The 26,067-nt window shown below is 66.5% G+C and carries 26 protein-coding genes and 1 tRNA gene; 15 read left to right on the forward strand and 12 right to left on the reverse strand.

Annotated elements, in window-relative coordinates; all coding sequences use genetic code 11:
* From LCI23_RS13375 to LCI23_RS13410, 8 genes are all read left to right on the forward strand, one after another.
* Positions 1-977, forward strand: a 977-nt coding sequence (locus LCI23_RS13375) for a MerR family transcriptional regulator (protein ID WP_307727733.1), incomplete at its 5' end; no start/stop codon positions are given.
* Positions 978-1,094: 117 nt separating this feature from the next.
* Entirely contained in the window at positions 1,095-1,304 is a 210-nt protein-coding gene (locus LCI23_RS13380) for a DUF2945 domain-containing protein (protein ID WP_224946947.1), read from the forward strand.
* 220 nt (positions 1,305-1,524) lie between these two features.
* Positions 1,525-2,631: a toxic anion resistance protein gene (locus LCI23_RS13385; RefSeq protein ID WP_224946948.1), complete on the forward strand. Its 1,107-nt coding sequence runs from the start codon at positions 1,525-1,527 to the stop codon at positions 2,629-2,631.
* Positions 2,632-2,675: 44 nt separating this feature from the next.
* Positions 2,676-3,263 (forward strand): TerD family protein, encoded by a 588-nt coding sequence (locus LCI23_RS13390; protein WP_224946949.1) that lies wholly within the window; start codon positions 2,676-2,678, stop codon positions 3,261-3,263.
* A gap of 31 nt (positions 3,264-3,294) precedes the next feature.
* Positions 3,295-4,176, forward strand: a complete 882-nt coding sequence (locus LCI23_RS13395; RefSeq protein WP_224946950.1) for a hypothetical protein — start codon at positions 3,295-3,297, stop codon at positions 4,174-4,176.
* Between the two features lie 123 nt (positions 4,177-4,299).
* On the forward strand, positions 4,300-5,907 hold the full coding sequence (locus tag LCI23_RS13400; RefSeq protein WP_224946951.1) for a S10 family peptidase: 1,608 nt from the start codon (positions 4,300-4,302) through the stop codon (positions 5,905-5,907).
* Positions 5,904-6,254 (forward strand): EF-hand domain-containing protein, encoded by a 351-nt coding sequence (locus LCI23_RS13405; RefSeq protein WP_224946952.1) that lies wholly within the window; start codon positions 5,904-5,906, stop codon positions 6,252-6,254. Before LCI23_RS13400 ends, LCI23_RS13405 begins: the two co-directional genes overlap by 4 nt.
* Before the next feature lie 87 nt (positions 6,255-6,341).
* The gene (locus LCI23_RS13410) at positions 6,342-6,800 is read left to right on the forward strand and encodes a hypothetical protein (protein WP_224946953.1); all 459 of its coding nucleotides are present in this window, start codon (positions 6,342-6,344) and stop codon (positions 6,798-6,800) included.
* Between the two features lie 32 nt (positions 6,801-6,832).
* On the opposite strand, the gene LCI23_RS13415 is transcribed toward LCI23_RS13410, so the two are convergent.
* The 6 genes from LCI23_RS13415 to LCI23_RS13440 form a co-directional block, all read right to left on the reverse strand.
* A complete protein-coding gene (locus LCI23_RS13415) occupies positions 6,833-7,084 on the reverse strand; it encodes a DUF1059 domain-containing protein (protein ID WP_224946954.1) in 252 nt (83 codons plus the stop codon).
* Between the two features lie 278 nt (positions 7,085-7,362).
* Entirely contained in the window at positions 7,363-8,040 is a 678-nt protein-coding gene (locus tag LCI23_RS13420) for a type 1 glutamine amidotransferase domain-containing protein (RefSeq protein WP_224946955.1), read from the reverse strand.
* A gap of 20 nt (positions 8,041-8,060) precedes the next feature.
* Positions 8,061-9,095 carry an NADP-dependent oxidoreductase gene (locus tag LCI23_RS13425; protein WP_224946956.1) on the reverse strand — a complete coding sequence of 345 codons (1,035 nt, stop codon included), beginning with the start codon at positions 9,093-9,095 and terminating at the stop codon, positions 8,061-8,063.
* A gap of 16 nt (positions 9,096-9,111) precedes the next feature.
* Positions 9,112-10,269 (reverse strand): iron-containing alcohol dehydrogenase, encoded by a 1,158-nt coding sequence (locus LCI23_RS13430; RefSeq protein WP_224946957.1) that lies wholly within the window; start codon positions 10,267-10,269, stop codon positions 9,112-9,114.
* Between the two features lie 77 nt (positions 10,270-10,346).
* Positions 10,347-10,952, reverse strand: coding sequence for a TetR/AcrR family transcriptional regulator (locus LCI23_RS13435; RefSeq protein ID WP_224946958.1), 606 nt, complete (start codon positions 10,950-10,952; stop codon positions 10,347-10,349).
* Positions 10,953-11,011: 59 nt separating this feature from the next.
* The gene (locus LCI23_RS13440) at positions 11,012-11,515 is read right to left on the reverse strand and encodes a lactoylglutathione lyase family protein (protein ID WP_224946959.1); all 504 of its coding nucleotides are present in this window, start codon (positions 11,513-11,515) and stop codon (positions 11,012-11,014) included.
* 91 nt (positions 11,516-11,606) lie between these two features.
* On the opposite strand from LCI23_RS13440, the gene LCI23_RS13450 reads away from it, so the two are divergent.
* The 5 genes from LCI23_RS13450 to LCI23_RS13470 all read left to right on the forward strand — a co-directional run bounded on the left by LCI23_RS13450 (position 11,607) and on the right by LCI23_RS13470 (position 17,370).
* The gene (locus tag LCI23_RS13450; RefSeq protein WP_268824750.1) at positions 11,607-12,509 is read left to right on the forward strand and encodes a LysR family transcriptional regulator; all 903 of its coding nucleotides are present in this window, start codon (positions 11,607-11,609) and stop codon (positions 12,507-12,509) included.
* Positions 12,510-12,647: 138 nt separating this feature from the next.
* The gene (locus LCI23_RS13455; protein WP_224946960.1) at positions 12,648-14,060 is read left to right on the forward strand and encodes a TolC family protein; all 1,413 of its coding nucleotides are present in this window, start codon (positions 12,648-12,650) and stop codon (positions 14,058-14,060) included.
* Between the two features lie 5 nt (positions 14,061-14,065).
* On the forward strand, positions 14,066-15,040 hold the full coding sequence (locus tag LCI23_RS13460) for an HlyD family secretion protein (protein ID WP_224946961.1): 975 nt from the start codon (positions 14,066-14,068) through the stop codon (positions 15,038-15,040).
* 9 nt (positions 15,041-15,049) lie between these two features.
* Positions 15,050-16,228, forward strand: coding sequence for an ABC transporter permease (locus LCI23_RS13465; RefSeq protein ID WP_224946962.1), 1,179 nt, complete (start codon positions 15,050-15,052; stop codon positions 16,226-16,228).
* Positions 16,225-17,370, forward strand: a complete 1,146-nt coding sequence (locus LCI23_RS13470) for an ABC transporter permease (RefSeq protein ID WP_224946963.1) — start codon at positions 16,225-16,227, stop codon at positions 17,368-17,370. The genes LCI23_RS13465 and LCI23_RS13470 overlap by 4 nt, the downstream gene beginning before the upstream one ends.
* Positions 17,371-17,421: 51 nt before the next feature.
* Here LCI23_RS13470 and LCI23_RS13475 read toward each other — a convergent pair whose 3' ends face one another.
* From LCI23_RS13475 to LCI23_RS13490, 4 genes are all read right to left on the reverse strand, one after another.
* Positions 17,422-18,069 carry a heme-binding protein gene (locus LCI23_RS13475; protein WP_224946964.1) on the reverse strand — a complete coding sequence of 216 codons (648 nt, stop codon included), beginning with the start codon at positions 18,067-18,069 and terminating at the stop codon, positions 17,422-17,424.
* 285 nt (positions 18,070-18,354) lie between these two features.
* A complete protein-coding gene (locus LCI23_RS13480) occupies positions 18,355-21,198 on the reverse strand; it encodes a UvrD-helicase domain-containing protein (RefSeq protein ID WP_224946965.1) in 2,844 nt (947 codons plus the stop codon).
* Between the two features lie 141 nt (positions 21,199-21,339).
* Positions 21,340-21,415: transfer RNA gene (locus tag LCI23_RS13485), tRNA-Phe, on the reverse strand.
* A gap of 56 nt (positions 21,416-21,471) precedes the next feature.
* Positions 21,472-22,038, reverse strand: a complete 567-nt coding sequence (locus tag LCI23_RS13490; protein WP_224946966.1) for a lipocalin family protein — start codon at positions 22,036-22,038, stop codon at positions 21,472-21,474.
* Between the two features lie 167 nt (positions 22,039-22,205).
* Between LCI23_RS13490 and epsC the strand changes: the two genes are divergently transcribed.
* On the forward strand, positions 22,206-23,123 hold the full coding sequence (epsC, locus tag LCI23_RS13495) for a serine O-acetyltransferase EpsC (RefSeq protein WP_224946967.1): 918 nt from the start codon (positions 22,206-22,208) through the stop codon (positions 23,121-23,123).
* 30 nt (positions 23,124-23,153) lie between these two features.
* Positions 23,154-23,852, forward strand: a complete 699-nt coding sequence (locus LCI23_RS13500) for an alpha/beta fold hydrolase (RefSeq protein WP_224946968.1) — start codon at positions 23,154-23,156, stop codon at positions 23,850-23,852.
* Here the strand turns inward: LCI23_RS13500 and uvsE are convergent.
* Both uvsE and LCI23_RS13510 read right to left on the reverse strand, forming a co-directional pair.
* The gene (uvsE, locus tag LCI23_RS13505) at positions 23,849-24,739 is read right to left on the reverse strand and encodes a UV DNA damage repair endonuclease UvsE (RefSeq protein WP_224946969.1); all 891 of its coding nucleotides are present in this window, start codon (positions 24,737-24,739) and stop codon (positions 23,849-23,851) included. The genes LCI23_RS13500 and uvsE overlap by 4 nt on opposite strands.
* A 135-nt stretch (positions 24,740-24,874) precedes the next feature.
* Positions 24,875-25,756, reverse strand: coding sequence for a CAP domain-containing protein (locus tag LCI23_RS13510; protein WP_224946970.1), 882 nt, complete (start codon positions 25,754-25,756; stop codon positions 24,875-24,877).
* Positions 25,757-26,067: the final 311 nt, after the last annotated feature.

The following is a 26,067-nucleotide window of genomic DNA, read 5'->3' on the forward strand; positions in this document are numbered from 1 at the left end:
ATATCCGTGAAAACATGAGTGAACAACGGGACGCGCAACGCGAGGTGACTTACCGCAGCGGTGTCGCCGCGCGCCTGGCCGGTCTGCCGGTGGAAACCCTGCGCGTCTGGGAGCGGCGCTATGCCCTGTCGGACACGCAGCGTTCGGCGCATGGCCAGCGGCTCTACACGGCCGAGCAGGTACGGCGTCTGGGACTGCTCAAGCAGCTGGTCGACATGGGACATCCGATTGGCGTCCTGACCGGCCTGCCGGTGGAGCGGCTGGAAGAGATGATCGCGCCGAACGTGGCGCGCGCGGCCGAGGTCAGCGGTCCGATGCGGGCCTTCGTGGTTGGCGACAGCCTGGCGCGCCGCATCTCCGCCAGCGGGCGCGACGGCCGAGCCCTGCAGGTCAGGGGCCATTGCGCACGGCTCGGCCAGGTCGAGTCCCTCGGCGATGGCGTGGCGCTGGATGTGCTGCTGATCGAATCGTCCGAGCTCGACGAGTCCTCCGTGGCCCAGGTCGTGGCGGCGCGCACGCTGCTGCAGCCGGCGGCCACGGTGGTGCTGTACCGCTTCTGCGGCAGCGCCACGATCCGCGCGCTGCGCGCGGAAGGCTGCCTGGTGGCGCGCGTGCCCGCCGAGATCGGCGAACTGGTGCTGCTGTGCCGCTCGTCGCTGGCCGGGCAGGGCCTGCCCGCCGCCGAGGCGCCCGCCGAAGAGGTAGCGCCGCGCCGCTTCGACGACCAGGCGCTGTCGGCCATCATCGCGGCCGGCAATCGCCTGTCCTGCGAGTGTCCGCGCCACCTTTCCGAGATCCTCATGATGGTCGGCAGCTTCGAGCGCTACAGCGCCCAGTGCGCTTCGCGCAACCAGGAAGATGCGCGCCTGCACCGCGAGCTGGAACTGGCCTCGGGCCGCGCGCGCATGGTGCTGGAGGCGGCCATGGAAAGGCTGGCGCTGGCGGAAGGCCTGCCGATGCCGGGGCGGCTTGGCTGAAGCATCCGTGCGGAGGGCAGGGACGGCTTGTGGTCCAATGCCGGTTCCGGTTCATCGCGTTCCCGGCGCAGTGCATGGCCGGGTCGCCGGGCCTCCCCGCACAGGAAAGGACACCGCATGGCAGACCCGTTCAAACCCGGCGACAAGGTGCAATGGCAGTCGGCGCAGGGAACGGTGCACGGCACCGTCAAGAAGAAACTGAGCGCCCCGACCGACATCAGGGGACACCACGTCGCCGCCTCGCCCGAGCATCCCGAATACCTGGTGGCCAGCGACAAGACCGGCGCCGAGGCCGCGCACAAGGCGGAGGCACTCAGCAAGTCCTGAGCTTGCGGCACGCGCACGCAATTGATAAATCTCGGTCAAAGGCGCACCATGTTCGCCTGTGCGTGCCGCGGAGGCTGCCGTTAGTTGCGCTATGTTGCGCCAGCTCAGGTGCTTCTCATCGGCTTCGACGCCTCGCCATGCGGCGGCCGGCGATCCTCACCCAGCCGGATTGTCCAATGGTAAGCTATTCATGTTTCCACTTCACCCCTGAAGGAATACCATGAAACCGCTGTTCTCCTCCGACGAAGAAGCGAACGCAGCCTCCGCGCTGCCTGTGGCGCCCCTGATCCCCGCCAGCCCGTCGGACCTGCTGCCCGCAGCGCGGCTGGAGGCGAGCGCGAGCCCGCAGGTGCGGGTCGATGTCTCGGGCATCGACGACAAGGCGATCGAGGCCCTGGGCAGCGCCACCGGCGCCAGTGTGGCCAAGGTATCGGCCAAGCTGCTCGGCACCGTACGCGCCTCCGATGCGGATGTGTTCGGCGCGCAGCTGAACGAACTGATCACCACCGCCAAGGGGCTGGATCCGGCCAAGCTGCGCTCGGGTGGCCTGGTATCGCGCCTGACGAACATGTTCGGCTCGGTCAAGGAAAAAATGCTGTCGCAATACCAGGTGGTCGAATCGCGCATGGATACCCTGGTGGCCGAGATGACGCGCCATGCCGGCGTCCACCGGGGACGCATCCACGACTTCGATGAGATGTACAAGGGCCTGGAAAGCTATTACCAGGGCCTGGATGCCGACGTGAAGAAGGGCGAAGCCTGGGCCGGGCAGATCCGGCAGGCGATCGCCCAGCAGGCCGCGCCCGTGAACGCCTTCGAGGCCCAGCAGGCAACCGAGCTCAAGCGCCGTCTCGAGCGCCTCGAAAAACGCATCGACGACCTCAAGCGGGCCATGCTGATGGCCACGCAAATGGTGCCGCAGATCCGCCTGTCGCAGGACAATGCGCGCGCCCTGACCGACACCTTCACCGACATCGTCAACGTGTCGATCCCGGCCTGGCGCAATGTGTTCTCGCTCTACCTGTTGCAGCTGGAAGCCAAGCAGAGCGCGGCGGTCGCGAATGCGGCCTACGACGCCACCGATGCGGCCTTCCGCGCCCAGGCCGACATGCTGCTGGAAAATACCGAGACCGTGGCCCGTACCAGGCAACGTTCCCTGGTCAGCCTGGAGACCGCCCAGCATGTGCAGGCCCAGCTGGTCAGCGCGTTCGACAAGCTCGAGCAGATCTCGCAGGAGGGCCAGCAGCGCCGCAAGGACGAGCTGCCCAAGCTGCAGGAGCTGGAGCGCGAGCTGATCGCGCGCTTTTCCACCACCGCCGCGGCCTGAGGCGGCACCAGTCCGAACATTTTTTCATCATAGAAGGGAAGTCCATGTCGACGACGCTCCACACCGGCCACCGCATCAATCTCGAGAAAACCGCACCGGGGCTCAAGCGCGTGCGTATCGGTCTCGGCTGGAAGGTCAACGCGGCCGCGGGCCATGCCTTCGACCTCGACTCGTCGGTGTTCCTGTGCCGCAAGGACGCGAACGAGCACCCGGTCATGCTCAGCAATGCCCATTTCGTCTACTACAACCACACCACGTCCCCGGATGGCGCGGTGGTGCACTCGGGCGACAACCGCACCGGCGACAAGGATGGCGACGATGAAGTCATCACCGTCGACCTGGCCAGGGTGGACGCGGAAGTGGTGGAGATGCCGATCGTGGTGACCATCCACGAAGCCGATGTGCGCAAGCAGAGCTTCGGCAGTGTCACCGATGCCTATGTGAAGGTGTACAACGACGAGACCGGCGAGGTGCTGGCTGAATACGACCTGGACGAGGATTACTCGGACAAGACCGCACTGCAGTTCGGCTCGCTGTACCGCAAGGATGGCGAATGGCGTTTCCAGGCGGTCGGCGCCGGCTTCCGGCTGAACCTGGCGGCCTTCATCCGCAAGCTCGGCGGCACCGTCTGAACCGCGCGGGCGCCGTGCACCCAGCTGGCCGATGAGCTCACCCAAGGCCTTCGATTTCGGCGAGGAGCCAGCGCCGCCGGCTCCCCTTGCGCCTGCCGCGCCCAGGGCATTCGAGTTCGACGAGACGCAGCATGCCGGGCCCACCCCGGCACCTGCCGGCCCGCCCACGGCGCTGAACTTCGACGGGCCTGCCGCGCCGGGGCCGGCCGGCACAGCGCGCAGCCCCGCGGCCAGGCCGCTGTTCGACAGCGAGGACCATCCGGCGGTGCGCGACGCGCTGGCGCTGGCCTGGGCCGACTATCCCGCCCTGGCCGCACAGGCGGAGCAGCGCCTGGCGGCCTTGTTCCGGCGCATCCTGCCGGTCCGGCTGTCCCTGGTGACGGAGTGGGGCGAGGATGCCCTGGCCGAGCAGGCGGTGCTGCTCCAGCAGGTGGCTGCGCTGGTGCTGCAGTTCGCGCAGATGGCGGTGCCTGCCTTGCTGGACGCCGCGCTGGCGAGCACCAGGGAACCGGCGGGCGTGTTCGGCAGGCTGTTTCGCCGCCCGCCCGGCCCGGCCGACTACAAGCCGGCGCTGGACACCGCCCGTTCGCAGCTACTGCGCTTCATGGTGGACAGCGAGGCGGCGACCGGCAAGCTGGAGGCGTCGGCGCACAGCCTGGGCCTGCATGGCGCCGTGCTGGCTGTCGTCGCCCGGCTGGCCGCCGGCGCCGACGCCGGCCTGCAGGACGCGCTCTTGCAGCGGCGCACCCTGATCCAGCACGCCATCCGCCAGGCCGAGCTGTCGATCCTGCAGATGGCGCAGCTGCGCCAGCAATCGGCCGACCTGGCCGCGCAGGTGTCGTCCTTCCTGACGGTGACCTTGCCCGCGCTCGAACTGGCGCGTACGCAGGACGCCAGGCCAGGCGGCAAATAGCGGTCCGGCAGGCGCCTTGGCCGCCAGCGGACTGGCGGCGCCGCGCCCGCTCCGATGACTGTTGAGTTTTTGATGGGGTGGCGCATAATCGGCCCCAGCCCCGCAGATTTCGACAGGACGACCATGGCCACTCCAGGTTCCGCGCGCCAGCCGCGCCATGCCGGTACCCACCCGCCGTGGGCATGCACGCTCCTCTCCACACTCCTTGCCGCGCTCGTGAGCGCCTGCGGCGGGGGCGGCGGCGCGCCGCCCCCGGCCCCTGTGGTGCAGCCGCCGATCGTGGCGCTGCCGGGCAGCTATTCCGACCCGGTCATCTACTCGGGCGCCCCCACGGCCGCGCTGGCGGGCGCCGACGAGCGCGCCGCGACGGTCCAGGCGCGCATCACCCTCGACGGCCGCCCGCTCGACTACACCGCCACCACCGGTCACCTGACGGCCATGGACCTGCAGACCGGGCAGCCGGCCGCCTCCTTCTTCTACGTCGCCTATACCGCCGGCACCCAGCCGGCCGCGCAGCGTCCCGTGACCTTTTTCTACAACGGCGGTCCCGGCTCGGCTTCGCTCTGGCTGCACCTGGGTTCGTTCGGGCCGAGGCGGCTGGCCACCAGCTTCCCGGCCACGACGCCGCCGGCGGTCGCCGGGCAGCTGGTCGACAACCAGGAAACCCTGCTCGACCACTCCGACCTGGTCTTCGTCGACGCCATCGGCACCGGTTATTCGCAGGCGGTGGCGCCGCGCACCAATGCCCAGTTCTGGGGCGTGGACCAGGACGCCGCCGCTTTCCGTGATTTCGTGCGCCGCTACCTGGCCGTGAACAACCGGCAGGCCTCGCCGCTCTACCTGTTCGGCGAATCCTATGGCGCGCCGCGCACGGCGGTGCTGGCCAACCTGCTGGAAAGCGCCGGGGTGCGCGTGGCCGGCGTCATGCTGCAATCTGCCGCCATGAATTACTTCAGCAACTGCGGCATGTTCAATCCCGGCCAGGCCAGCTGCGAGGGCTATATCCCGAGCTATGCGGCGGTCTCGGCCTATCACCAGGCGGGCAGCCTGCCGGACGACTTCAGCTCGGTGCTGCAGCGTGCCCGCGATTTCGCCGCCGGCGCCTACCGCAACGAGGTCGGCGCCTTCCTCGCCAGCGGCGCCGCGCCGGCCGAGGCCACCGTGGCGCAGCTGGCCGCGTACACCGGACTGGCGGCGCAAACCTGGCGCCAGGATTTCTCGATGGTGCCGGGCGCCTACCGTGCGCGCCTGCTGCCGGGCCAGATGATCGGGCGCTACGACGCCCGCGTGCGCGCGCCCAGCGGCAGCGCGCTCACGGTCGATGGCGATCCTTCGCTGACGGTGGTGGGCGGCGCCTTCACCGGCAGCATCCGCAATTACCTGGAAAACGAGCTGCGGTACACGGCCAGCACGCCCTACCTGGGCTACAACAGCGTCCTGAATCTGTGGAATTTCAGCCACGACGGCAAGGCATTGCCGGACACGATACCGGACCTGGCCGCGGCCCTGACCCTCAATCCCTCCTTGAAAGTGATCGCCATGAGCGGCTATCATGATCTGGCGACGCCCTTCTACCAGACCGAGCTCGACCTGGCGCGGCTGGGCCCGGGCACCGGCATCCAGATCCGCAACTATGACAGCGGGCACATGAGCTACCTCGACGACCGTGTGCGCCGCCTCCAGAAGGCCGACCTGCGTGCCTTCTACAACAGTGTATCGGTGGCACCATGAAGACCATGCATCTCCTGATCCTGCCATTGGCATTGGGCGTGGCCGCGCAGGCGCAGGCCCAGCCGGGCGCCGATGCCCAGCTGCCGCCTTCCCTGCGCAACCGCCCGGCCGCGCCGGCGCCGGCGGCGGGCGCGGCGCTGCGCGCGCAGGCGCTGGCCAAGCTGGAGGCGCAGTTCCGCGCCGCCGACGCCGATGGGAACGGGCGCCTGACGCGCGAAGAAGCCAAGGGCTTCGGCTACGTGGAACGCCATTTCGATGCGATCGACACCCGCCAGCGCGGCACCGTGAGCTTTGCCGAACTGCGGGCTCACCTCGAGCGCGCCCAGGCCGCACGCCCGTCGCCCTGACCGGCGGTGCTAGAATGTGCGGCAGTCTTGCATGCACATTACTGGAGTACACAAATCCTAGGCTTTCTCATCAGGACAGCGATCCGCATGCCGAGGCGGACGATCGCTGTCGCATTGCTGGTCCTGGCGGCATTGGCCAGTACCCTGAGCTATACCGGTTTCCTCGTGGTCGGGGTCGTCGCCACCTATCTCGAGGTGGGCCGGGTCACGGCAGGGCTGCTGCTTGCCGCGCTCCTCGCGCGTTTTCCCTGGATACGCCAGGGCAAGCTGCGCATCGTCGGGGTGCTGCCCCCGCCGGCGCGCCGGCCCTTCATTGCCGGCCTCCTCGTGCTGTGCCTGCTGCACTTCCTGTGGTGGGGCGATTACGTGGCGGCCGGGTTTACCGGCTTCGCCACCGCCTTCCTGCTTGCCTTTCCCTGGCTGCGGCGCGCGATGTTCGATCGCATGCTGTCGTCGGTGCGCGCATTCACCGGCCGGCCTGCTTCCGGCCGCGGCGGCGACGATGGCATGGTGATCGACGGGGAGTTCAGGGAAAAGAAGGATTGAGGCCTGCGCGCGCAGCGTTCATGCGTCGAACCTTAATGTAATGCTGAGCTAGTGGTACCGGCTTTTCCCGCCTGGCCACCCGTGGGCGCCTGCTCGGGGGGCATGCCGTCCTTGAACATCTGGCGTAGCTGCTGGCGCAGCTCCGGAGAATCGCGATGGCGGTGCACTGACACCGCATGGTCGACCGCGGCCTGCAATAACTCATCCTCGTTGTCGGCCGAGATGGCGACCGTGCAGTGCATGTCGCTTGGGAATTCGCGGCAATCGATGAACTTACGCGTCATGATCCACTCCTTCTGGAAGTGCGGGCATCGCGCCCGCCACTTCCAGTATAGTCAAAGCTGGCGTTCGCGCAGGCGGAAAAACGGTGGGCACGCGAGAGGCCGGATGCGGCCACATCCCGCCTTCGAGGCGCAGTGCCGCGCAGGCCCAAAAACGCCAAACTGCATGGGTTGGCGTTTATATGACACTGTTCCTGGAGGCCCGGGGCGGAATCGAACCACCGACACAAGGATTTCCAAGTTTCGTGTCCGGGGCAAGGCGCCGATGGCGCCGCCTTCGATCAGGCTAGCAGCTTGAGCAACGCTTTTGCGCCTTCTTCCGATGAGGCCGGATTCTGTCCGGTGATCAGCTTGCCATCGGTGAGCACATATGACTGCCAGTCGGCGCCCTTCGAATACTCGCCGCCGTTTTCCTTGAGCATGTCCTCGACCAGGAAGGGCACCACTGCGGTCAGGCCGACCGCTTCTTCTTCGGTGTTGGTGAAACCGGTTACTCGCTTGCCCTTGACCAGGGGACTGCCGTCGGCAGCTTTCACATGGCGCAGCACGCCGGGGGCATGGCACACAGCGGCGACCGGCTTGCCGGCAGCGGCCATCGCTTCGATCAGGGCGATCGATGCCTTGTCTTCGGCCAGGTCCCACAGCGGACCGTGGCCGCCCGGATAGAATACGGCATCGAAGTCGTCCGCCTTCACCACGGCCAGCTTGCCGGTGCTGGCAAGCACGGCCTGCGCGGCGGGGTCGGCCTTGAAACGGCGGGTGGCGTCGGTCTGCGCGTCCGGCTCGTCGCTCTTCGGGTCGAGCGGAGGCTGCCCGCCCAGCGGCGACACCACGGTGACGTCCGCGCCGGCATCCTTCAGGGCGTAATACGGCGCGGCAAACTCTTCCAGCCAGAAGCCGGTTTTCTTGCCCGTATCGCCGAGTTGGTCGTGCGAGGTCACTACCATCAATACTTTCATGCGTTTCTCCTGTTGGGTAATTAGTTGGCGGCCACGCGCACGACGAGCTTGCCGAAATTCTTCCCTTCGAGCAGGCCGTTGAAGGCTTGCGGCGCATTCTCGAGACCGTCGACAATGTCTTCGCGGAACTTGATTTTGCCTTCCTTGAGCCATTCGCTCATCTGGGCGAAGAACTCGCCATAGCGCGGCCCGTAATCGTCAAAGATAATGAAGCCCTGCATCTTGATGCGCTTGGTGAGAATGGTGCGCGCTAGCAGGCCGAGCCGGTCAGGGCCGGGCGGCAGTCCGGTGGCGTTGTAGTCGGCGATCAGGCCGCAGACGGGGATGCGCGCTTTCGGGTTCAGCAAGGGCAGCACGGCGTCGAAGACGGCGCCGCCGACATTCTCGAAATACACGTCGATGCCGGCCGGGCAGGCCGCGGCCAGCTGCTCCGCGAAATCCGGCGCGCGGTGGTCGATGCAGGCGTCGAAGCCGAGCTCCTCGACCACGTAGCGGCATTTGTCGGCGCCGCCGGCGATGCCGACCGCGCGCGCACCCTTGAGTTTTGCGATCTGGCCAACCAGCGAGCCGACCGCGCCGCTGGCGGCCGCGACGACGACGGTGTCGCCGGCTTGCGGCTGGCCGATGTCGAGCAAGCCCATATAGGCGGTGAAGCCAGGCATGCCGAGCACGCCGAGCGCGCGCGAGGCCAGCCCGACGTCGTCCCCGAGCTTGTTCAGGCCGGTGCCGTCGGACAAGGCATAGTCCTGCCAGCCGCTGTAGCCGAGCACCAGCTGGCCAGGCTCGAAATCGGGGTGGCGCGACGCTTCCACGCGCGCGACCGTGCCACCGACCATCACGGCGCCGATGGCGACCGGCTCGGCGTACGATTTGGCGTCGCTGATCCGCCCGCGCATGTAGGGATCGAGCGACAGCATCAGCGTGCGCAGCAGCACCTGGCCGTCCTGCGGCACCGGCACCGGCGTTTCGGCCAGGCGGAAGGTGTTGGCGTCCGGCCCGCCATGCGGCCGCTGCTGCAACACGATGCTGCGGTTGATGGTCGGGGTTTGCGGCATGGTTCGCATCCTTTCCTTAGAGCGCGGTTTCAAGAATGGTGCGGCTGAGTGCAAGGTCGACATCGCCATGCTCGCCCAGGCGGGTCATGCCGTGCGCGCCGAGCTGGCCGACGACGTTGTCGACTGCCGCCATCCCCAGCCCATAGGCGGAAAGACGGGTCGGGATGCCGAGGCCCTCGAAAAAGCCGCGGGTGGCCTCGATGGCGGCGTCGATGCGCTGTTCTTCGCTTCCATTCGAAATACCCCACACGCGCTGCCCGTATTGAAGCAACTTGGCGCGTTTCTTGTCGCGCTGTACGTCGAGCAGGGCCGGCAGCACGATCGCCAGCGTGCGCGCATGGTCGATGTCGTACAGGGCTGTCAGTTCGTGGCCAATCATGTGGGTGGCCCAGTCCTGCGGCACGCCGGCGCCGATCAGGCCGTTCAAGGCCAGCGTTGCTGTCCACATCAGGTTGCTGCGGGTGGCGTAGTCCTCGGGGGCGGCGATCGCCTGCGGCGCGATCTCGACCAGTGTCTGCAACAGGCCTTCAGCAAAACGGTCCTGGACCAGCGCCTGCACTGGATAGGTCAGGTACTGCTCGGTAATATGGACGAAAGCGTCGACCACGCCATTGGCGATCTGTTTTTCAGGCAGCGTGTACGTCTTGGTCGGATCAAGCACCGAGAACTGCGGGAACACATGGGCACTGCGAAACGGCAATTTGGTCTGCGTGGCCTTGCGCGTCACGACCGAGCCGTTGTTCATCTCGGAGCCTGTCGCGGGCAGGGTCAGCACCGTGCCAAAGGGCAGCGCGCCGCTGACGGTGGCGCCGCCGGTTTCCAGGATGGTCCACGGATCGCCTTCATACTGGGCCGCCACGGCGACGAACTTGGTGCCGTCGATCACCGAGCCGCCGCCGACGGCGAGCAGGAAGTCGAGCTGTTCGCGACGTACCTGTTCCACCGCACGCATCAGGGTTTCATAACTCGGGTTCGGCTCGATGCCGCCGAACTCCTGCACGACACGCGTTCCAAGGGCCCGGCGCACTTCGGCCAGGGTACCGGTCTTTTCGGCGCTGGCGCCGCCGAACAGGACCAGCACGCGCGCCGTTGGCGGCACCAGCTGCGCCAGCGATGGGACGGTAGCGGCCCCGAAGACGATGCGGGTTGGATTGTGGAACTCGAAATTCAACATGTATTGCTCCTTCTATTAGACTGGTCGTCTAGAAATCGGTAAAAAGGGCGGCGTTGCTGCGCGACGGAAGCCGGAGCTCAGGCCTGGGTGGTTTGCGGCAGTCGAAGCAGCGAACGGGTGGCGCGCAGCGCGCCATCCAGCGCGCTCGGTTCGCGCCGCAGTTTGGTCAGCAGCGCAGCGCCCAGCCACATTTCGTAAAGGGCGAGCGCGCATTGCTGCGGATCGGAGCCGGCCGGAATCGAGCCGTCCGCATATCCCTCCTCGATGCAGGCTGCAAGCCGCCTCACGATGTCGTTCGTGCCGCGCAACAGGACGGCGCGCATCGCTTCGGACATGTCGGCCACTTCGCCGCTGAGCTTGACCACCAGGCACCTGCTGCCGGCACAGCCATTGTCCGACAGCGCCAGCCAGCCGGTCCAGTAGCACATCAGCCGCGCGGCGGCCGGGCTGCCGTCGGGCGCCAGCAGCGCGTCGAGTTCGGCCAGGTAAACGCCGACGTAATCGGCGAGCAGGGCTTCGCCGAACTGTTCCTTCGACTTGAAGTAGTGGTAGAACGAACCCTTCGGCACGCCGGCCGCCGACAGGATCTCGTTCAGGCCGACAGCGGAAAAGCCCTTGCCGGTAATGATCGCCTGGGCGGTGGCGAGGATATGCTGCCGGACGCTGTGCTGGTCAGTACTCATGGAGACGAGTATAACCTGAATTAGACCAGTCGTCTTGAGACTTGCCGGATCTTGCCGGTTCAGCCGGCTTGCTGATAGGCGCCGGCGCCGTAAGTCAACTCGTAGCTGTGGCTGTAGATCTCCAGGATGTTGCCGAACGGGTCTTCCATGTACACCATGCGATAGGGCTTTTCTCCTGGATAGTAGTAACGTACCGGCATGCGCTGCTTGCCGCCGGCGGCGACGATGCGCGCGGCCAGTCCTTCGAGGTCGGGGTCCTGGACGCAGAAGTGGAACACGCCGGTTTTCCAGAATTCAAAGTTGTTCTCGCGCGGCTCGCTGTTGGGGAACGCGAAGAGTTCGACGCCGATGCGATCGCCGGTCGACAAATGGGCGATCCGGAACGAGGTCCAGCCGGGTCCGAAGACGTCGGTGCACATCACGCCGATCGCCGAATCGTCGTTTGTGATCAATGTAGGCGGCATGATCACGTACCAGCCCAGTACGTCGGAATAGAAGCGCACGGCGGCGTCGAGATCGGTAACCGTGATCCCGATATGGGAAAAATTGCGGGGGTACGTCATGGCTTGCTCCTGTACGGGGAAAAGCCCAGTATAGACAGCGCAATCTATAATAGAAACGTATGCGAACTAATACTTTTCATAAAAAATATTTATGAATAGCGACTTGAACCCGGCCTGGCTGCGGGCCTTCGCGGCAGTGTGCGACACCGGCAGCTTTACCCGCGCTGCAGCCATGCTCGACCTGACGCAGGCCGCGGTGAGCCAGCAGGTGCAGCGCCTGGAAGCCGAATGCGGACCTTTGCTGATCCGGCGTACGCGCCAGGCCAGCCTGACGCCGGCCGGGGTGAAGGTGCTTGCTCACGCGCGCGACATGGCGCAGGCGCAGGCTCGGCTCAGGCTGGCGCTGGCCGACCATGATCCCTACACCGGACAGATTTCGATCGCCTGCCCCGGCAGCATCGGCCTGTTGCTCTACCCGCGGCTGCTGGCCTTGCAGGTGGCGCATCCCGGCTTGTCGGTCAGCTACCGGGCGGCGCCAACCACCGAGATCATCACCGCCGTACTGGCCAGCCGTGCCGAACTGGGAATCGTCACGCACCAGCCCGATGACGAGCGGCTGAAGTCCGAGCTGTTCGCCCGCGAGAGCCTGTGTCTGGTGGTGCCGGCGCAGGAGCACGATGCCGGCTGGACCGCGCTGATGCGGCTCGGCTACATCGACCACCCGGATGGCATGGACATGGGCCGCAGGCTGCTGGCGCGGGTGCACCCGGGACGGCGCATCGACCAGCTGCCGGTGCGCGGTTTCACCAACCAGATCGGCACCATCCTCGACCCGGTGGCGCGCGGCCTCGGCTTCACGGTGCTGCCGCGCTTTGCCGTCCAGGCCTATCCCCGGCAGCAGGCGATCCGGGTGGTCGAGACGGCGCCGCCGGTGGTCGACAGCCTGTGGCTGGTGTGCCGCGCCGAGTGGCCCTTGTCCGCCAGCGCCGCCTGGGCAGTGGAACGGTTGCGCGAACAGGACTGGCTGTCAGGCGCCGATGCGCCCTCGCCCTGAGCGGCGCACGTGAACGGCAGCTGCCATGACGCGCGAAGTGTTATCATTCAGGCTACAATACGACTCATGCGTGATGCATGAGTGACGCGCTGGTGCGTGCTGGCGATGGCTGGCAACGATCAACTACCGGAGGGATGCATGAGTGCGAAGGTGATCCTGCCAAGAGTGGTCGCGGCCGCAGCGCTGCTGGCGCTGGCCCAGGCGGCGCACGCCGAGGCCGGCATCGACTACGCCGAGGCGCTGCGCCGGGTGCTGGCCAGTGCCGGATCGGTCAACGGCGCCCGGTTCGATTTCCAGGCGAAGCAGTTGCAGGCCGAGGCGCTGCGCCGCATCGACGGGCCGGACGTGCGCCTGTCCGGCTTTGCGGGGCGGGTCTCGACCACCCTCAGCGTCGACACCGGCGCCATCGCGCAGCTGGCCAATCCGGTGCTCGACTCCCTGCCGCCGCTGCCGGGGCTGAACCTGCCGGACATTCCGCCGGTCCTGAATGTCGACCGCGTGTTCGACGTGCGTTCGCTCGGCCTGAGCACGGTCTGGCCGCTCTACACTGGCGGGCGCCTCGATGCTGTCAAGCAGATCGCCGCCGGCCGCGCCGACGAGGCCGGCGCAAGCGTCCAGTCGGCGCAGGACGAGGCCGCGACACAGCTGGCCCAGCGTTATTTCACGGTGCAGCTGGCCAGGAAGGCCTGGCAATTGCGCAGCGCCGCGGTGGACGTGGCCAGGGAACACCAGCGCATGGCGCTCAAGATGGAGCGTAGCGGACTCATCGCCAAGGTCGAGCGCCTGAAAGCCGATGTCGCCCTCGACAATGCGCTCAGGGAAGCGGCGAAGGCGGGCAGCGACCTCGAGATCGCGCAGCTCGCGCTGCGCCGCCTGCTCGACGCATCCGACGCCGTCCTGCCGACCACGCCGCTGTTCGTGCATGCGCAGCCGCCCGGTTCGCTGGCCTCGTTCATCGACGCGGCCATGGCCTCGAACGCGGCATGGAAACAGATCGCCAGCAAGCGCAAGCAGGCCGACGCGGCGCTGCAGCTGCAGGGCCGCGCTTTCAGCCCCACCGTGATCGGCATCGCCAACTACAATCTCAATCGCGGCAGTTCCAGCCGCGCCAACTGGCTGGTTGGGGTGTCGGTCAGCGTCCCGCTGGTCGAACGCATCGACCGCGCGAAGATGATCTCCGCCGCCCGCCTCGAGCAGCAGCGTGTCGAGGTCGCCGCCGAACAGGCGGGACGCGATATCCCGACCCTGGCGGAAAGCCAGTGGCGCAGCATGGAGGATGCGCGGCTGCGTTACCTGGCGATGGGGTCCGCCATCGCACTGGCGGAGGAGACGCTGCGCCTGGCGCAAGTGGCGTTTCGCAATGGCCAGGCCACCTCGAGCGAGGTAGCCGATGCCTCGCTCAATGTCACCAGGTCTTCGCTCGAGCGCACCCAGGCGGCCTACGAGTACGTCATGGCGCTGGCCAGGCTGCTCGGCACCGCCGGCGATCCGGACCGGCTGGCCGCGCTCGCCAGGACGGCGACGCACACCGTCGACTTCACGAAAGATTGATCATCATGGCACAAGCTCGCACCAGGCGCCTGGCCGCCGTTGCCGCCGTCGTTGTCCTGGCCCTGTTGGGGTGGGGCGTGTACCAGGCTTTCCAGCCGCCCCGCGATCCGGTCCAGGGCCAGGTCGAAGCGCAGGAAATCAATGTGTCGTCGAAGGTGCCGGGGCGGGTGGGACGGGTCCATGTGCAGCTCGGGCAGACCGTCAAGCACGGCGACCTGCTGTTCGAACTGGACAGCCCGGAGGTGCGGGCCAAGGTGGCGCAGGCCGAGGCCGCGCGCGATGCGGCCCGCGCGGCCAGCCAGAAAGTGCAGGCCGGCGCGCGGCCCGAGGAAATCGTCGCCGCGCGCGCCAACTGGGAACGCGCCGAGGCGGGCGCCAGGCTGGCCAGGCTGACCCACCAGCGGATCGCGGCAATGTACGCCGAAGGCGTCGTCGCGCGCCAGAAGCGCGATGATGCCGAAGCGCAGGCGCGCTCGGCCGCCGAGCTGGCCACCGCGGCCAGGGCCCAGTACGACATGGCGCGCCGGGGTGCCCGGCCGGAAGACAAGCTGGCTGCCGAAGCGCAGTTGCGCCAGGTGGCCGGCGTCCTGGCCGAGAGCGGGGCCGCGCTCGACGAGACGCGCATCACGGCGCCGGCAGCGGGGGAAGTGGCGAAGCTGGCGATCCAGGCCGGCGAGCTGGCGCCGCAGGGTTTTCCGGTCGTGACCCTGGTCGACCTGTCCGACATCTGGGCCGTGGTGGCGGTGCGCGAGGACGAATTCGCGCCGTACGCGAAGGATTCCCTGCATCAGGCCACCATCCCTGCGCTGGGGCGCAAGGCGCAGTTCAAGGTCAGCGCGGTGTCGGCGCTGCCGGCGTTCGCCACCTGGCGCGCGGCGCGCCCGGGCGGCACCGATCTGCGCACCTTCGAAGTCAGGCTGCGCCCGACGACCGCCGTGCCCGGGCTGCGGCCGGGCATGACGGTCGTGTTCGATCGCTGAGCGTTCGCGATGACCTTGTCCGGCGCCATCCAGTCATCCTTGCGGCGCGAATGGCGCCGCCTGCGCGCCGATCCATGGGATGCCGCGATGCTGACGGCGATCCCGCTGGCACTTTACCTACTAACGTGGTGGATATTTTCCGCTGGCGTGGCGCGCGACCTGCCGCTGGTGGTGCACGACCGCGACCAGTCGGCGATATCGCGCAGCCTGATCCGCATGCTCGACGCCGCGCCGGGCTTGAAGGTCGTGCGGGCAGTCAACAGCGAAGCCGAAGCGTTCACGATGATCCGCGCGCGCGCGGCGTTCGGGATCGTATCGATTCCCGCCGATTTGCAGGAAGCGCTCCGCAGCGGGCAGGGCGCCAAAGTGCAATGGGCCTACAACGCCCAGTTCGCCGCGCACGCGGGCGCCATGACGCGCGATGTGCGAACGGTGGTGTCGACGCTGTCGGCCGGCATCGAACTGCAGGGCCGCGCCAGCCGTGGCGCCGGGCCAGGGCAGGCCATGGAACAGGTCGAGCCGGTGCGCCTCCGGGCGACGACGCTGTTCAATGAAAACGGCAGTTATATCCCATCGCTGGCGATGCCGGTGGCGTTCACCCTGCTGCATATTTTCGTGACGCTCGCGGCGGTGACGGCTCTGGGCCGCGAACTGCGCGCCGCTACGGTGGCCGACTGGCTCGCCGCCGCCGGCGGCAGGCTGGGGCCGGCCCTGCTGGGCAAGCTGCTGATCCCCTTCGCCGTGTTCGCGGTGCATGCACTGCTGCTGTTGGTACTGTTCGGCGCGGTGCTGGGCTGGCCGGTGCGCGGGAGTGCGACGGCGATCCTGGCGGCTACCGCCTTGTTTATCGCGGCCTACCTCGCGATCGGCGCCGCCATCGTCGCGTTGACATCGTCGCTGCGCTCGGCATTGTCGGCCTGCGCCTTTGTGACAGCGCCCGCATTCGCGTTCGCCGGCCAGGGGTTTCCGCTGCTTGCCATGCCCATCGGCGCGCGCATCTGGGCCGAAGCCCTGCCGCTGACGCATTACCTGAAGTTGTTGAACAATACCTGGATGGCCGGCGCGCCGCTGCATGCCGGGCTCGGGACGATTGCGGTGCTGCTGGCCTTCGTGGTCGTGCTGGGAGCGGCAGCGCGCATGCGCCTGGCCCGGCGCGTCACGCAGCCCGCCAGCTGGGGCAAGGCATGAACGCCCTACGCGCAGCGTCGCGCGCTTTCCTGCTGACCTGGCAATCGGTCGTGCGCGACAAGGCCGCGCTGCTGCTGTTCTTCATTTCCGGCGTCGTGTATTCCTTTTTCTATCCGCTTCCCTACAGTCCGGAAACGGTGCGCCGGGTGCCGGTTGTGATTGTCGACCAGGACCATTCGGCCCTGTCGCGCCAGCTGATTCGCTACGCGGGGGCGCATCCCTCGATCCTGGTCGTCGACGTCAGCACCCGGCCGGAAGCGGCGCAGGCGCTGGTCTGGCAGGGCCGGGCTGCCGGTGCAATGTTCATTCCCGCCGATTTCAGCCGCAAAGTGCTGGCAGGATTGCAACCGGAAATCGAGCTCAGCGGCAATGGTTCCTACCCGCTGCTGAACAAGGTCGTGCTCAATGGCCTGGCCGAGGTCGCCGGCACCGTTTCAGCCGGAATCGAACTGAAGCGCCTGGGGGCCGCAACGCCGTCCGCCATGCAGGCCGAGGCTTCGCGCCAGCCGCTCAGCGTTGAGGCAGTAGCACTGTTTAACGTGCGCGAGGGCTACGGGTCGTATGTCGTGCCAGGGGTGGTAGTGTTGATCATGCAGCAGACTTTCCTGCTCGGCATCGGACTGCTGTTCGGTAGCTGGTCGAGCGAGAAATCCTTTCCCTACACGCAGGATGCGGCGTCCTACTGCGGTGCACTGACGGCGTTCGCGCTCGTCGTCGCACTCAACGCGATGTACTTCTTCGGCTTCGTCTTCTGGTGGCAGGACTATCCGAGGGGCGGCAATCTGGCGGCCAGCGCCCTGTTGACGCTGCTGTTCGCCTACAGCGTGGCCGCGTTCGGCATGTTGATCGGCATGTTCTTCCGCACCCGGGAGCGCAGCATGCAGCTGCTGGTTGCCACCTCGCTGCCGATCATGTTCCTGTCGGGTCTGACCTGGCCCGCGAGCGCCATCCCGGCCCCGTTGCAGGTCCTGGGCTGGCTGTTGCCGTCGACCGCAGCCATCCAGGGCTTCGTGGCTACCAACCAGATGGGCGCGACACTGAGCGAGGTAGGCATGGAGCTCGCGGGGCTGCTTGGTCTGGCGACCGTGTTCGTCGTGCTTGGCCTGCGCAAGTGGCGGCGCTTCGTTCCGCCCTCCCGGTAAACCGGAGATATCCGGCGCGTGGCGCCAGCCCGCTGCCAGCCGCGCCTGCGGTCAGTCGAGGTTCAGCCAGATTTCGTTGCGGCGCATGAACCAGGGGGTCCAGGGGCCGTTGTAGCGGGCAAGCACCGGTTCACCCCTCCAGGCAATATTGGCTGCGCGCAGTCCGTCCTGGAGCTTGCCGAGATGCTTCTCGTAATTCGCTTGCGACCAGAAGCCCGCGTACCGGATTACCGCCACCTGCCTGGCGCCGACTTCGCGCAGCGTCACGCGTGCATCGAGCGGTTCCGGCGCATTCTCCATGTTGATGTCCTTGGGAAGGACAAACTGCACCACCATGCCGCCTGCCGCGGTGCTCTGCGTCACCGGCGCCGTCATGTCCAGTTTCATGGGGGTGGCGGCCTGCGTCACGGGCGCGGTCATGGCGAGCTTGCGTTCGCCCTTGTTTTTTCTGAAGATGTAACCGGCCAGGATAGGAAAGGCGCGATTCGCCGCATCGCCGGCGTAACCCGGTACCAGGACCTCGGCGACGGTATAGGCGGCGTACTGGCGAATTTCAAACTCGGGGAACGTGCGCAGGCGAGTGTAGGCGGGTTCTTCGACTGCATGGCTGGTCACAGGCACCGTTAGCGATGACACGGCTGCCAGGCATGCCAGCCAAGGCCGCGCGCCTCGGCGGACGCCCTGAATCGAAGCGTGCATGGAGATGTCCTTTTTGGGTGGTTGATCCGGCAAGCATACACCCACTGGCTTGGTCTTCATGAAGTCCGCGTATCCGTGGCGGTGCGGACGGCCGGGCCGATGCCGGAAGCCCGGTCGATGCGCCGGGCATGCACTGCAGCCGAATTCTGCAGGTCTCAGAAACGACAACGCCTGCTGCATCCGTGGGCCTTGCGTGAATGATATTTCTGGTGGCCCGGGCCGGAATCGAACCACCGATACAAGGATTTTCAAGGATCCTGCCGCGTCTCGGCCGATCAGGCGGTCTTAACGTCGGCCGGCACGGCGGATGATCGGCTCCACCGTGGCCGGCAATCCGGCAAGCGCGAGCAGATCATCGATGCGCCTGTCATAGCGAGGATCGGCCAACTCCTTGACGAGAGGAAGATTAAGGGCTGAATACACCGGTACCCATTCGTCGTTGCCGTCAGCACCGCGACGGCGCAGCGACATTTCCGGATTCAACTGGTAGACGCCATTCGCAACGCGTTTGAACAGGCGCCGGTTGTACGCATAGTCACGGTCGACTTCGTTGCGTGCCATCACGCTCGAAATGAAGGTCCGTTTCCTGCGTTCCGGGAGCAGTAGTGCGGCTGGCATCCTTTCGTAAGCGCCAAGCAGCATTCCGGCGTCAAAACCGCCCCGGTCGCTGGCATCTGCATTGCCGAAGGTCGATTTGAACAGGACCCACATCGTTTGCAACATCAGGTATTCGGACTGGCGCGCGTCGATACGCACGAGACGCTCTCCTGTCATCAAGTCTATGCTGGGAGGCGCCACCAGCTGATAGATCGCGCTGAACGGTCCTTTCGCGTAGGCATCGTCGCGTAACGCAGTCCCGATCGCCCAGTGCAGCGCGTTACGGCCCAGATGATCGATGGCGCTAGTGTCGGCGCCGCGTTCGAGCAAGGCCTGCGCGAGGGGGACGTTGCCTGCCGCCGCGGCCGCCATCAGCGGTGTCTGGTTCATCGGCGTGCGATGTTCGACCCCGTGCTTGTCGCACAGCTTCAGGATGTCCTTGAACTGGCGCGCAAAATAAGGCTGGTAGTGGCGTCGGCCGAACACGGCTCCATGTACGGGGAAGGCGCGCGCCTGGCCGAAGCCGGCGTCCTGCGCCAGGAAATAGGCAAGGATCGGCTCGTCGAAACAGGTCGCGTAATCGTACAGTTGGCTCTTGGCCTTGCTGCCCGGCGCCCGGTCGCGGAAAACCTTCGACAGCGTTTCGCGTAGCCTGGCTTCATCGAGCACCGGCCATGGGACGGGCTCGGTCTTGAGGATCATGCGTTCAATCGCGTCGGCTTGCTCCTGCTTGCCCTGCAATGCCAGCTTGCGCGCTTCCTTCTGCCACTCTTCCAGGCTTGACGCCTGGTTGGCAATATTGCTGGGAGCATTCAGTTGTGCGATATCGAGCAGGCGCAGCAGTGGGTGCCCGCTGTCCGACTCGACCAGGTACACGCTGCGGATGGCCCGCGTCAATGCCACGTACAGTGCGTTGACGTAGAACTTGTAGATTTCGAGCGACTTGTCGCTCTTGTCCTTGGCGCGGCCATACTGCAGCGCGTCTCCAGCGAGGTCAGCCACGCTGACCCCTTCCGCGATGGCGGCGAACTGAGCGCGGTTGTCCGACACGAAACGGTACAGCACGATGCTGTCGTACTCGAGACCCTTGGCTTCGTGCACCGAGAAGATGAGTGGCGTGTCGAAGTGTTTTCTTGCCTCGGCCTTGTCGTCGTCGCGCAGTACCAGCACGGCAGAGCGGGTCGAACGGCGCGTCTGCGCATTGAGGTCGCGCCGCACCCCGTCGCTGTCCTCCAGCAGGTTGACGGCGCCGGCGTCCTGGTTCACGGCCTCGACCAGGAAATTGCTCTCACGGTCAATCGAGCCGAAGCGCCTGTGCTTGATCTTCAGGAGCGTGTTGGCGATCCGTGTGACTTGCTTGCCGTTCCTGAAATTAGCTTGCAGGACGTGGAGCTGCTGGCGTTCGGCCAGTTCAGGATCATGCCAGAATAGACTCTTGACCTTGCTCCACGAAAAGAAGTTCGGATGGACGATCTGATTCGAGTCTCCGCACAGCAGGAATTGTCCCGGCTTTTTCAGCGTGCGCAACACCAGTGCCAGCTGGACAGGCGTCAGGTCCTGCACCTCGTCGATCACCACGAAATCGTAGCGCGACTGCACCTGCGGCTGCCAGTCGTGCGACACTAGGTTGAGGTCGAACAGTCCGGCTTCCCGCAGCCAAGTCCGATATTTGTCGAACAGGTCGTAAAGCGCAGCGCGTTCCGTCGGCGCAAAAATCGACTGCCGTGGGCCGAGTGCCAAGTAGTGCTCTCGTGTAAGCACGCCGCCGGCGTCGGCAGCGATCACGCCGCGGATTTCCTCGAATGCCTGATGGGCGTCGATACCCTTGAATTGCTGGCGCATGCGCGCAAACCAGGCGGCAAAATCACGCCAGCTGGCCTCGCGGCCGTGCGGGACGCGGATCGACTCAAGAAATTCCCGGAAGGACAGGAAATCCGTAGCCTGTCCTTCTCGTTCGAACCCATGCGCGTAATACAGGTCGCGGGCTGACTGGGCCAGGTAAGCCGAAAGGGTGACATACAGGACGTCGCCTTGTGCCTGCTTCATTTTCTCGAGCGTCAACGCGGTCTTGCCACTGCCCGCGCTACCGACAATGATCAGGGGCGCGGCTTGATGATAGACCGCTTGCTGGGCCTCGTCGAATGAGATCACCTTGTCGAGCCAGTGTACCTGGGACCGGTTCGGGTTCAGGAAGCCTACCGGCTCGGCTTCGCGGATCGCTTCGATCGAATCAGCCGCTGCAATCTTGGCATCGTCGATGATGGCTCCGCGCAGGAAGCGGGACTTGTCGTAGGCGTGCTGCTCGATCACTTCCAGCAACAGCGCGTACGCTTCCCCATTGAAGCGGATAATCGAGAACAGCAAGCGATCGGCATAGTCGAGTTTCGCACGGTAAAACTTCCCCTGAGTCAGGTTCGACAATTTCTTGACATCGGCCGCACGAAAATCGTCGCGCTCGATCGCGTCGCGGATCCTCGCGTACTGGGCTTTGTTGCGTGGAGGGGAGAAATCAACGTACTCGAGGATTTTCATGGTAGGCAGCTAGGCGCGGAAAGCGATATGGTGGAAAGTCTGGCGCTTCTGACTTGCATAGCTTACCGGACATGGACCGGATACGAATGCCGAAACAAAAACGCCAACCTGCATGGGTTGGCGTTTTCGCTTTGAAGTTCTTGGTGGCCCGGGGCGGAATCGAACCACCGACACAAGGATTTTCAATCCTCTGCTCTACCAACTGAGCTACCAGGCCAAGGGCTCGCATTCTAGCACAAGACTCAGCTCAGCGGTAGTGCGCATCTGCGCGCGTCATTCCGCCTGCCTGGTCGGCACCAGCCTGTTCATGTCCAGCCCCTTGGCGCGCAGGCGTCCCAGCAGGGCGTCGTAGACGGCTGGATCGACTTTCGGCGTGCGCGACAGGATCCACAGGTATTCGCGCTTCGGTTCGCTGACGGCGGCCAGCTGGTATTCCGGATCGAGGTCGATCACCCAGTAATCGCCCCACACCATGGGCAGCCAGGACAGGATGGCCGGCGCGAAGCGCACTTCCAGGCGTGGCGAGGTGGCGCCGCCGACCTGGCGCGCGATGGCGTCCGCGGCGTCGGTACTGCCGTCGGCGCGCCGGCAGCGGTTGAGGACGTCCACGCGGCCATCCTCGCGCAGGCTGTAGGTGGCGGTGGTGAAGCCCACGCACTTCTTCTGGAAATCGTTGGGGAACTTGGCGACCTCGTACCAGGTTCCCATGTAGCGCTTGACGTCGAGCGAAGGAATCGTGGAGAGTGGGCCGGCGGCGCCTGCCGCCCCGTCCGCGGCCTGGGCAAGAGGGGCGGATGCGAGCAGCAGGGGCAGCAGCAATGCAGGCAGGGTCGTCTTCATGCGTGCTCCTGGAAATGGTTGAGCACAGATGGTAGCCCGCCCGGCGATCGACCGACGCACACCAGCCGGGGCGCCAGCGGCGGCCACAGCGCCCAACGATGATTTGCTTGTATCGCAGTGTGATCTGAATCGTTTGCCATTCGTACCGGATCGGGTAGGCTCGGCCCATGAACAGCGACTTTCCCACCGCGTCCGGCTCCGTGCAATGGCACCTGGGCCCCGTCATCGACGCGCTGCGCACCTCGCGCGAATCGACCCACAACATCCGCCACCAGGGACGGGTGCGCGAACTGCCTTCGCGCGACATCCTGACCGCGGTGGTCAACGGCGTCTCGGCGGCGCTGTTTCCCACCCACTATGGCAGGCCCGACCTGAATGACGAGAGCATCGACTATTTCGTCGGCGACACGCTCAATGTGACCCTCGACCGCCTGGTTGGCCAGGTAAGGCGCGCACTGCGTTTTTCTCCGGAATACGAAGATGCCGGCGACGCCCAGCTGGCCGAGCGGGCCCAGGCGATCACGCGCGCCTTCGCGGCCAGCCTGCCGGGCATCCGCGCGCTGCTGGTGTCCGACGTGCAGGCCGCGCTGGCGGGCGATCCGGCGGCCCGGTCGGTGGCGGAAATCATGCTGTGCTATCCGGGCACCATCGCCATCCTGTACCACCGCCTGGCGCATTGCCTGCACCGCCTGGGCGTGCCTTTCCTGGCGCGCCTGGCCGCCGACATCGCGCATTCGCTGACCGGCATCGACATCCACCCGGCGGCCAGGATCGGCGCCAGCTTCTTCATCGACCACGGTACCGGCGTGGTGATCGGCGAGACGGCGGTGATCGGCGAGCGGGTGCGCCTGTACCAGGCGGTGACGCTGGGCGCGCGCCGCTTCCCGGTGGGCGACGACGGCAGCCTGGTCAAGGGCGCGCCGCGCCATCCGATCGTCGAGGACGACGTGGTGATCTACGCGGGCGCCACGGTGCTGGGCCGGATCACGGTCGGCGCCGGCTCCAGCATCGGCGGCAACGTGTGGCTCACGCACAGCGTCCCGCCGGGCAGCAACGTGTCGCAGGCGCAATCGCGCAATACCTGAGGGAGCGGCGCCGTTTGCTATCATGGCGCGATGACAATCCTGTTCGTACCCGGCTACATGGCCGACGCCACGCTCTGGGACGACGTGGCCGCGCCGCTCGGCGGCTTCGGTCCGCTGCTGCACGCAGACCTGCGCCACGACACCAGCATCGAGGCCATGGCCGCGCGCGCCCTGGCCGCTGCGCCCGAGCGCTTCATCCTGGTCGGCTTCTCGATGGGTGGCTACGTGGCGCGCGAGATCGCCCGCCTGGCGCCTGAACGGGTCCAGGCCCTGGTCCTGATCGCCACTTCCACCCGGCCCGACACGCCGGCGCTGCGGCAAAGCCGCGGCACGGTCGGCAAGGCCGCCGCTTCGGTCTCGTTCTCGGGACTGAGCAAGACCGCGATCGCGCAGTCCCTGCATCCCGCCCAGGCTGGCAACGGGGCGCTGGTGGAACGGGTGCGGGCCATGGGCGTGCGCCTGGGCGGCGAGGTGTTCCGGCGCCAGTCGATGATCGTGCGCAGCGACGACCGCCATCGCCTGCATGAGATCCGCTGCCCGACCCTGGTCATCGCGGCCGCGCAGGACCGGCTGCGCAGCCGGGAGGAATCGCGGGAAATCCAGGCCGGCATTCCGGGTGCGGAACTGGCCGTGATCGAGGATTGCGGCCACATGATCCCGATCGAGGCGCCGGACGCCTTGCTGGACCTGCTGCTGCCCTGGCTGGAACGGGTCGCCGCGCAGTCCTAGCCGGCGGCGGCCGTGGACCAGGTGCGCAGCCCGCGGATCGCTTCTTCCTTGAGCTTGGCCTCGATCTCGATGTAGGGTGCCATCCGGTAGGACGAGGGCATCACCGCGATCAGGTCGGCATGCTGGCGGTCGTTGAAGCCTTCGCGGCCGTTCGAGATGTGCACCAGCTGGTGCGTGGGATCGGCCCAGGTGGCGCGCGCCTTGTGCAGCATCTCGGCCACGCTCGGATCCTCGTAGCTCGCCAGTTTCGCGTGCACCACATGGTGGTGGGCGTCGAACACCATCGGCACGCCGGCGCGCACGCAGATCTCGTAGATTTCCTGGGCTCCATAGGCGTATTCGTCGTTTTCCAGCCCGAGGCGGGAGCGGATCGCCTCGGGCAGGGCGGCGATGCGCTGGACCAGGGCATCGGCGCGCTGGCCCTTGCCGCCGTGGATCTCGAGCAGGGCCCAGGACGAGCGCGGCTGCTCAAGCAGGTCCATGATGTCGGCGTGCATCTGCAGGATCTTGACGCTGTTCGCGACCACCCCTTCCGAGTCGGAACTCAATACCACAAACTGGTCCGGATGCATCACCAGGCGGATGCCACGCTCCAGCGCGCGCCGGCCCGAACGGGCCAGGGTGGGGCCGAAGGGCGCCAGCACCTCACGGCCGATGTCTTCGTCCGCGAAGGGAAAGATCGAGGAAGGGATGCGGTACAGACGAATGCCTTCGCTTTCGCAGAAGCGCAGCGCATTGTCGAAGGTCTGGATGTTGTCGCGGTACAGGTCTTCGAGCAGCTTGCGCTGGGCATCCGGACTGTGCTCGAGCAGGCGCTTGCGCGTCACGGTGCGGTAGCGAACATCTTTCGAACTGGTAATGCAGACGAGGCCAAGCTTCGGTGACATGGGTTTCCTGGCTGATAATCGTACGCGTCAGGTCGCGGCGCCGGTGGGAGGAGTCTAGCGCAATGGAGCGCCGGACGCACCCGCTTGACCGGGACAAGGCTGGGGCATGCCACGTTCGTGCACGTCTTGCCCGCCTCAGCGCGGCCGGCCGAAGACCTGGGTCCAGTAGACGAAGCCGCTGCGCCGTTCCGCCGCGACGCCGTAGGCCGCGCCCATTTCCGTGAAGCCGGGGTTCATGATGTTGGCGCAATGGCCGGGACTATCGAGCCAGCCTGCCACCGCTTCGTCCGGCGTGCTTTGGCCGAAGGCGATGTTCTCGCCAACCCGCTGCCAGGCGTAGCCGGCGCGCGCCGCGCGTTCGGCCGCCTGGCTGCCGTCCTTGGCCCGGTGGTTGAAATAGCGCCGCGCCGCCATGTCGCGGCTGTGGGCCAGCGCCGCCTGGCCCAGCCGCGGATTCCAGCTCACGGGCGGCGCCGGCGCGAAGCGCTCGCCCCCGCAGCTGCGGGCGCTGGCGCGCGCCGCGTTCACGCCGGCCAGGATGGCCTTGCCGGCTTCCTGCCAGTCGGGGAAGGTGTCGGAGGGCAGGGCCGGAGCCGGACGCGCCAGCACCACCGTCCATTCCTTGCCGCTGCGGTAGCTGCCGACGGCCGAGAAGCGCGTATCGAGCAGGGTGCCGCAATATTTGTCTTGCAGGACTTTCATGGCTTCCGGCGCAGTCTCGGGTCCGCTGACGCTGACCGACTCAGCCAGGTCGGCGACATAACCCACGCGCTCGAGCGCGGACTCGATGAAGGTCGCCGGGCCGATGCGTAACTGGGCCAGGGCCGGATGGGCCGTGAGCGCGGCCGCCGGTGCGGCGCTGCGGCCCGCGCAGTTGCCTGGCGCGGTACGGTAGGCGTTCACCAGGGCCGTCAGTTGCTCGGCGCCAGAGGCCGGCGCCGGCAGGGCGCGCGCCAGGCCTGGCCAGGCGGCGGCCAGGCCGCACAGGAAGGGAAGGGCGCGTCCCATGCCGCGCATGGGCAATCGTGAAGTGAACATTCGAGGTGACAGGATGGAGCGGCCGCATCGAACGCCGCCTTGCAAATCGTGGCGCGATATGCGTGCTGCATTGACAGTCGGATAAGCCAGCTACAAAGTGAAAACGCCGACCGCAGGTCAGCGTTCTGGAAGGCGGCAGAAGGAAAAGGCCCCTGCCGCGAAGATTTACTATAGCAGCGGCGATTACGGCTGCAAAGCGCTTCTCTGTAACAGGGCGCTACAGGCTCGCCGGTCGCGTTGTCGGGCAGACAGAGGGAGAAGCTATCTTGCCTTTTGTAGCTGGTGGGAAC

Source organism: Massilia sp. MS-15, from assembly GCF_020176695.1.
Classification (GTDB): domain Bacteria; phylum Pseudomonadota; class Gammaproteobacteria; order Burkholderiales; family Burkholderiaceae_D; genus Telluria; species Telluria hydrophila.